7 protein-coding genes are annotated in these 7,248 nt (G+C 33.0%); 3 read left to right on the forward strand and 4 right to left on the reverse strand.

Going from position 1 to position 7,248, the window contains the following annotated elements; all coding sequences use genetic code 11:
* The 4 genes from ACQ0RB_RS15560 to mscL all read right to left on the reverse strand — a co-directional run.
* The coding region (locus tag ACQ0RB_RS15560) for a hypothetical protein (RefSeq protein ID WP_430499601.1) at window positions 1-1,859 on the reverse strand (1,859 nt) is incomplete at its 3' end.
* A 211-nt stretch (window positions 1,860-2,070) separates the two neighbouring features.
* On the reverse strand, window positions 2,071-3,477 hold the full coding sequence (locus ACQ0RB_RS15565; protein WP_430498454.1) for an MATE family efflux transporter: 1,407 nt from the start codon (window positions 3,475-3,477) through the stop codon (window positions 2,071-2,073).
* A gap of 147 nt (window positions 3,478-3,624) precedes the next feature.
* The gene (locus ACQ0RB_RS15570; RefSeq protein WP_430498456.1) at window positions 3,625-4,224 is read right to left on the reverse strand and encodes a glutathione peroxidase; all 600 of its coding nucleotides are present in this window, start codon (window positions 4,222-4,224) and stop codon (window positions 3,625-3,627) included.
* 93 nt (window positions 4,225-4,317) lie between these two features.
* On the reverse strand, window positions 4,318-4,767 hold the full coding sequence (gene mscL, locus ACQ0RB_RS15575; RefSeq protein ID WP_430498458.1) for a large conductance mechanosensitive channel protein MscL: 450 nt from the start codon (window positions 4,765-4,767) through the stop codon (window positions 4,318-4,320).
* 189 nt (window positions 4,768-4,956) lie between these two features.
* Between mscL and ACQ0RB_RS15580 the strand changes: the two genes are divergently transcribed.
* The 3 genes from ACQ0RB_RS15580 to ACQ0RB_RS15590 form a co-directional block, all read left to right on the forward strand.
* Window positions 4,957-5,559, forward strand: coding sequence for a SatD family protein (locus tag ACQ0RB_RS15580; RefSeq protein ID WP_430499603.1), 603 nt, complete (start codon window positions 4,957-4,959; stop codon window positions 5,557-5,559).
* Window positions 5,556-6,401, forward strand: coding sequence for a hypothetical protein (locus tag ACQ0RB_RS15585; protein WP_430499605.1), 846 nt, complete (start codon window positions 5,556-5,558; stop codon window positions 6,399-6,401). The genes ACQ0RB_RS15580 and ACQ0RB_RS15585 overlap by 4 nt, the downstream gene beginning before the upstream one ends.
* A 144-nt stretch (window positions 6,402-6,545) precedes the next feature.
* Window positions 6,546-7,248 (forward strand): DUF3307 domain-containing protein (locus ACQ0RB_RS15590; protein ID WP_430499607.1); only part of this gene is annotated, 703 nt, incomplete at its 3' end.

A 7,248-nucleotide genomic window follows, 5' to 3' on the forward strand; every position in this document is an offset into this window, starting at 1 on the left:
TCTATATCTGAAGTCGTGATGCTTCCGTTTCCTGAGGCATCTAATACAACTGTTGCATTCTGACAAACTGCTGTTGGTGCTGTGTTATCCTGAACAGTTACTGTTGCACTACAGGTCGATACGTTTCCGTTATTGTCTGTTACTGTTAACGTTACCGTGTTGGCTCCTACATTGGAACAGTCAAAACTCGTTTGGTCTAATGACATACTTGCTATTCCACAGGCATCGTTTGATCCATTATCTATATCTGAAGTCGTGATGCTTCCGTTTCCTGAGGCATCTAATACAACTGTTGCATTCTGACAAATTGCTATTGGTGCTACATTATCTTCTACTGTTACTGTTGCACTACAAGTCGATACGTTTCCGTTATTGTCTGTTACTGTTAACGTTACTGTGTTGGCTCCTACATTAGAACAGTCAAAACTCGTTTGGTCTAATGACAAGCTTGCTATTCCGCAAGCATCGTTTGATCCATTGTCTATATCTGAAGTCGTGATGCTTCCGTTTCCTGAGGCATCTAATACAACTGTTGCATTCTGACAAACTGCTGTTGGTGCTGTGTTATCCTGAACAGTTACTGTTGCACTACAGGTCGATACGTTTCCATTATTGTCAGTAACTGTTAGTGTTACTGTGTTGGCTCCTACATCAGAACAGTCAAAACTCGTTTGGTCTAATGACATACTTGCTATTCCGCAGGCATCGTTTGATCCATTGTCAATATCTGAAGTCGTGATGCTTCCGTTTCCTGAGGCATCTAATACAACTGTTGCATTCTGACAAACTGCTGTTGGTGCTGTGTTATCTTCTACTGTTACTGTTGCACTACAAGTCGATACGTTTCCGTTATTGTCTGTTACTGTTAACGTTACTGTGTTAGCACCTATATTAGTACAATCAAAACTCGTTTGGTCTAATGACAAGCTTGCTATTCCACAGGCATCGTTTGATCCATTGTCTATATCTGAAGTCGTGATGCTTCCGTTTCCTGAGGCGTCTAATACAACTGTTGCATTCTGACAAACTGCTGTTGGTGCTGTGTTATCCTGAACGGTTACTGTTGCGCTACAGGTCGATACGCTTCCGTTATTATCTGTTACTGTTAACGTTACTGTGTTGGCTCCTACATTGGAACAGTCAAATGTGTTTGGTGACACACTCATCGATGCTATCCCAAAATCATCGGTACTGCCTCCATCTACATTAGCTGCTGAAATAGAAACATTACCAGAGCTATCAAGTTGAGCAACATAATTTGTACAGATAGCGATTGGAGGATCATCTACTCTAAAGCTAGATCTATAATAGTTACTTGCATTATCAGCAAAGTGAGTTCCTGATCCTCCTCCATTATCAGTCCATGTATAATTTGATGTCGTATAAACTTCAAAATAGTAATCTCCAGAAGCTAGTCCATTGACAATATTAATGGTCTGAGTATTATCTTCCCATGTTTGTCGAGAATCAGCAAATGGAGCTAAATTAGACTCACAATTAGGGTTATCTTCTTGGTTTATAACATTAATAGTCGAAAAAGAATTAAAACCAGTAGGCATATCGGATTGTAAGTATATTCTATAATGCAGGGTAGCATTTAATATATCATCCGTATTACATTTATCGGTTTTGTTTTGAAAACCTTTTAGGATTAAATCATTACCTATGCTAAAAATACCTAAGTCAAAATTATTAAAATCATCATTTCCTGTTGTAGCTTGTAAATCATAGTATTTACCTGATGGAGTTCCATCTTCGATGATAATATAGCTTTCATAAATACCTGACTGAGACTTCACGTTTTGACATATGAAGGTAAAGAAGAAAAGTAAAGCTAATTTTAAGTATCTTTTTCTCATAAATCTGTTGTTAATTAGAAAAAATAACAAGCAGCACTATCAGAGGGAAGAAATGATGCTAATAGTTTAAATACTACCAAATTAAATTTAATGGTAGACAGTAAAAATATCTTTACTCCCTGATTTTTAAGAATTTAATCGATAAAACGCAAAAAACAACTTCCAACGTTGGTTTTCAAGCAATTATCAATAATTAAAATTAGCTTCACAGCTATACTTTAACAAGTTTCCACTTGCCTTTTTTAAACCAGATAATTCCTATAACTGCTATTAAAACTTCAGCAGCTGTAATGGATGCAAAAACACCTATTGGACCAAAATCTAGAGTAATTGCTGTGAGGTAAGCAAATGGTAATTGAAATAACCAAAAACAAACAAAATTGATATAAGTTGGTGTTTTGGTATCTCCTGCTCCATTAAATGATTGAATAACCACCATACCATATGCGTAAAATATATAACCAGCTGCCAAAACACGTAAACATAGACTACCATATTTTACAACATCAGGCTGCGTATTGAATAATTCAATGATATGAGTAGCAAATACTAAATAAATAAGGGACACTAAGCCCATGAAATAAGCTGTATAGCGTCCTGTTTTCCAAACGGATTGTTCTGCTCTATCAGGTTTTTGAGCTCCAAGATTTTGACCTACCAATGTAGCAGCAGCATTACTCATTCCCCAAGCAGGCATTAGTGTAAACATCATTACACGAATAGCAATGGTATAGCCTGCTAAAACTTCGCTACCAAATTCGCTCATAATTCGCATTAAAAACACCCAACTAGATGTACCTATTAAGAATTGACCAATTCCACCAAGAGAGACTTTTATAAGGTTGAACATGACACCTATTCGTACGACTAAATCCTTAATACCAATCTTAATTTTGCTATAACCATAAAATAAGATTACCAGTTGAAATAATACTGCTGTCCCTCTTCCTATTGTGGTTGCTATTGCTGCTCCTTCTACTCCAAAAGCAGGAATTGGTCCAAAACCAAAAATAAACATAGGGTCGAGGATAATGTTTAATCCGTTAGAGAGAATTAATGTCCACATGGCTACAGAGGCGTTTCCTGCTCCTCTAAAAATGGCATTAATAAGAAACAATAACATAATGGTTATGTTACCTCCTAACAAAACTTGAGTATAACCATAACCTTCAGCAATGAGATCTGGTTCTGCTCCCATAAGCTGTAAAATTTCTTTAGGATACAGAATTCCAATACCGCTAATAAGTATTGATACTGCTATACCAAGAATAATGACTTGAACCGCAGCTTGCGAAGCGCCTTTTATATTTTTTTCACCAACACGTCTTGCTACAACTGCTGTGGCTGCCATACTTAATCCTATAGCTACTGCATACACTAAGGTAATAACCGATTCGGTTAAACCAATAGTAGCTACTGCATTGACACTTACTTTAGAGACATACATAATATCTACCAAAGCAAAAATAGACTCCATGAGCATTTCAAGAATCATTGGAATTGATAACATGAAAACTGCTCTTCGAATACTGCCTGAGGTAAATTCTTGTTCTTTACCTGTTACAGCTATTTTAAAATATTTAAGGAATTGTTTAAGGGTAATTTTGTTTGATTGCATTTTTAATACTTTTAAATGTAAAAACTAGTCTAAGCCACTTAAGTTTAGACAAATTAAAAGCCGAAAAAGAACTTCAGCGTTATCCTGTTTTTAAATTTATGCAATCATAATACCGCAAATATGCACAAAATTTTTGAAACTACAACCCTATTTTGACTCAATCCAGCTAATTACAGACTCGTCTGTTGGCAATGTTCTCGGAGAAATAACCTTTGCTAAATGTCCATTTTCGTCGATAAGATATTTTTGAAAGTTCCAGGCAACTTCAGAATCTTCCAACCCATTTTTAGACTTTTCAGTTAAAAACGTATACACTTCATGCATGTCATCTCCTTTTACTGAAATCTTACCCATCATAGGAAATGTTACGCCATAATTTTGTTTACAAAACGATGCAATTTCAGTATTGGTTCCTGGTTCCTGTCCTCCAAAATTGTTTGCAGGAAACCCTACAATTGTAAAGTTTTTATCTTTAAATGTTTCATACAACTCTTGTAGCTGCTCGTATTGTGGCGTTAAACCACACTCACTTGCTGTATTAACAACCATAATTTTTTTTCCTTTTAAAGTTGAAAAATCAAAATCGTCTCCATAAAGATCTTTTACTGTAAATTGATAGATGTTTTCTTTTTCCATGTTTGTTTTTGATGTTTCTAAACTAGTTGATGCTACTTCGTTTGTTGTTTCTTTTTTTTCTTTACAGCTACAAACTATAACCGCAAAAATTAGTAATGCTATCTTTTTCAAAAGTTCAAATTTTTAGTAATTAATGTTGACCGTTTAAGTTAACTCTCTTTTTCTCTATAAAGGTAAAGTTTTTTTAGTTTCAAGAGTCAACACCTAGTCTTTTAACCTAGATTTTAACAGCTTGTTTTGTTCTTCCATTAAAACAGTCAAGTTTGTTAACAGTTCAATATCCTTAGGAGTTGCAACTGTTTTATCATTAGTATCATGCGATTTGTTTCTTAATCGGTTTAAGAACTTAACTACCACAAACACCGTAAAACCTATAATAAGAAAATCTAAAAAGGCTTCGCCAAAAGCACCATAGCCAATAGCAACCTCATCGGTTATTATAGTTCCTGAAGTATCCTTAACTGCTTCTTTTAAAATTATGCTTTTATTCTGAAAATTAATTCCGCCAGAAAGCAATGATAATGGTGGCATAAATACTTTCTTTACCAAAACATCTATAACTTTGTTAAACGATGCTCCTATAATGATTCCTATTGCCATATCCATCATATTTCCTTTTACAGCAAACTCTTTAAACTCTTTTATAATTTTCATTTATCTTAAATTTTAAATACTGACCGCTAAGATAATTAGATATGGTTTTACTTTTATCTATATCTTTTCAAAAACAGATAATTTATTTTATCTGATTATTAGCAGATATTTTAAATTATCCTATATTTAGCAGATAATTTTGTTTTTCTGATTAAAAAATCATAGATTTGATTATAGACATTGAAAAAAATGACAAGTATTTTAACAGGTGATATTATAAATTCTAGAGAGAGCGCACCAAATGAATGGTTAACTGCACTTAAAGAGACTTTGAGCACTTACGGAAAACAGCCAGTAGCTTGGGAAATATACAGAGGTGATAGTTTTCAACTAGAAGTTGTTCCTGAACAAGCTCTTGAAGCTGCAACTTTAATAAAAGCCACTATAAAAACTTTTAAAGCTATTGATGTTAGAATTGCTATTGGTTTAGGCGAAAAAACATACACTTCGGATAAAATAACTGAGTCTAATGGTAGTGCATTTATTAATTCTGGAGAGTGTTTTGAAACTATGAAAAATAGTACGCTTGCGTTAAAATCTGAACATGAAGATTTTGATACTACCCTAAACCTTATGTTAGAGCTTGCTCAATTAACCATGAATAGTTGGAGCCCTACGTCTTCTAAAATTATTAAAGCATCACTCAACAATCCAGAACTGAACCAAAAGCAGATTGCTAAATTGCTAGGTAAGTCGCAAAGTAATATTAGCGAAGGGCTTAAACGTGGTGGATTTGATGAAATTTCAAAAATGCTAACCTATTATAAAACCCGAGTTGTAAACAACTTATGAGAAAAGAACAACTAATTAGTTTAAAAATTATACTCACATTAATATTTTCGTTCCATTTTTTTAGTTGCAAGAATGAAAAAATCAATAAAAACACGCAATTTAGTTATTACGATAACACAAATAACCTAGTCTTTAAAAAAACAGTAAACTTTGAAGAATTTGATAGTATCTATTATTTCTATAAAAATGAATCGATTTTTAAAAAAGGAAAACAAAATAAAAATGGAGAGAAAATTGGAAAATGGATGTTGTATGATCAAACATCTAAGTTAAGAGAGATAAGAGAATATTTCTGTATAAAGGGCAAATCTGAAATTAACAGAAATTGGTATCTAGATAAAAACGAAGACACAATTGCTTACAATAAAGAAAATAATGTATACAATCAGAAAGAGTTTATTAGTGGCACATTAGGTCATAGAAATACAAGTTATGACAAGTTTACCTTTTTAACAAAGGATGCTATTTCTATTTCTGATTATTATTTTGGTTACGCATACTGTGGTTCACCTTTACTTAGAGAATATGATTCAAAAATTAAAGTCATTGTAGATAACACTTATACTTTAACCAAAGATTTCTCTAATATAGAGTTAGTAAAATTGGACACATTTCAACATGCGAAAATTGATACAATCCATAATGCCGATTTTGGTGATTATGATTTGAATAAAGTAGCCGCATTTAGTGGAAAATTCAAAACAACTGGTAAAAAAACGATAAGAGGACTAATGATTGAATATACAAATGATTTTATCACTAAAGATAGTGTTAAAGCATATGCTGAGTCTCGAACTTATTTTGAGAAAGAAATTTTTGTAAAGAATCCAAATAATAATTAAACAGTTTACAACTATGTGTATAATTAATTGCTGCTAAATTTCTAAGATGAAAATTCAATCTTATTAATGCTTTTTCCGCTACAATGGAAAAGAACCCAAATCCTTTTCGCGCAAAAAAATTACACACTAATACATTAAAACACTATGATATCTTTATTTATAAAACTAGTACTTGCTCATATTGTTGGAGACTTTTTGTTACAACCAGAAAAATGGGTAAAGCATAAAGAAAAATTTAAACACAAATCCAAGTACTTGTATTGGCATATCCTAGTACACTTAATTGCGTTGGTTATTGTACTTCAATTCAATTTTAAATATTGGCTAGGACTATTGATAGTATTAATAAGCCATTATGGTATAGATGTGATAAAACTAAACCTAAAAAACAAACTGAATACACGTTTACTGTTTGGGTTAGATCAATTGGCACACCTTTTAGTAATTGCATTGGTTGTAAACATTTATGAACCTTACAGCATAAACACAGACAGCTTTTTCTCTAGTCAATTTTTATTGTTTGTTACAGGTTTGTTAGGTGTTACTGTGGTTTCATCGGTAATTATGAAAACACTAATTTCTAAATGGCAACTAGAAGAAGACCTTAAAGGTGAGTCTTTAGAAAATGCAGGAGCATACATAGGTATGCTCGAGCGTTTATTTGTTTTTGCCTTTATAGTAATGGATTATTGGGAAGGCATTGGGTTTTTAATTGCTGCCAAATCTGTTTTCAGGTTTGGAGATCTTTCAAAAGCTAAAGACCGTAAACTTACCGAATATATTCTTATAGGAACGCTTCTTAGTTTTGGTCTTGCTATTGCGTTTGGTATGGCTTATAAGTATATTT

Origin of the sequence: Gaetbulibacter sp. PBL-D1 (assembly GCF_050509525.1) — a bacterium.
In the GTDB taxonomy this organism is placed as follows: domain Bacteria; phylum Bacteroidota; class Bacteroidia; order Flavobacteriales; family Flavobacteriaceae; genus Gaetbulibacter_B; species Gaetbulibacter_B jejuensis.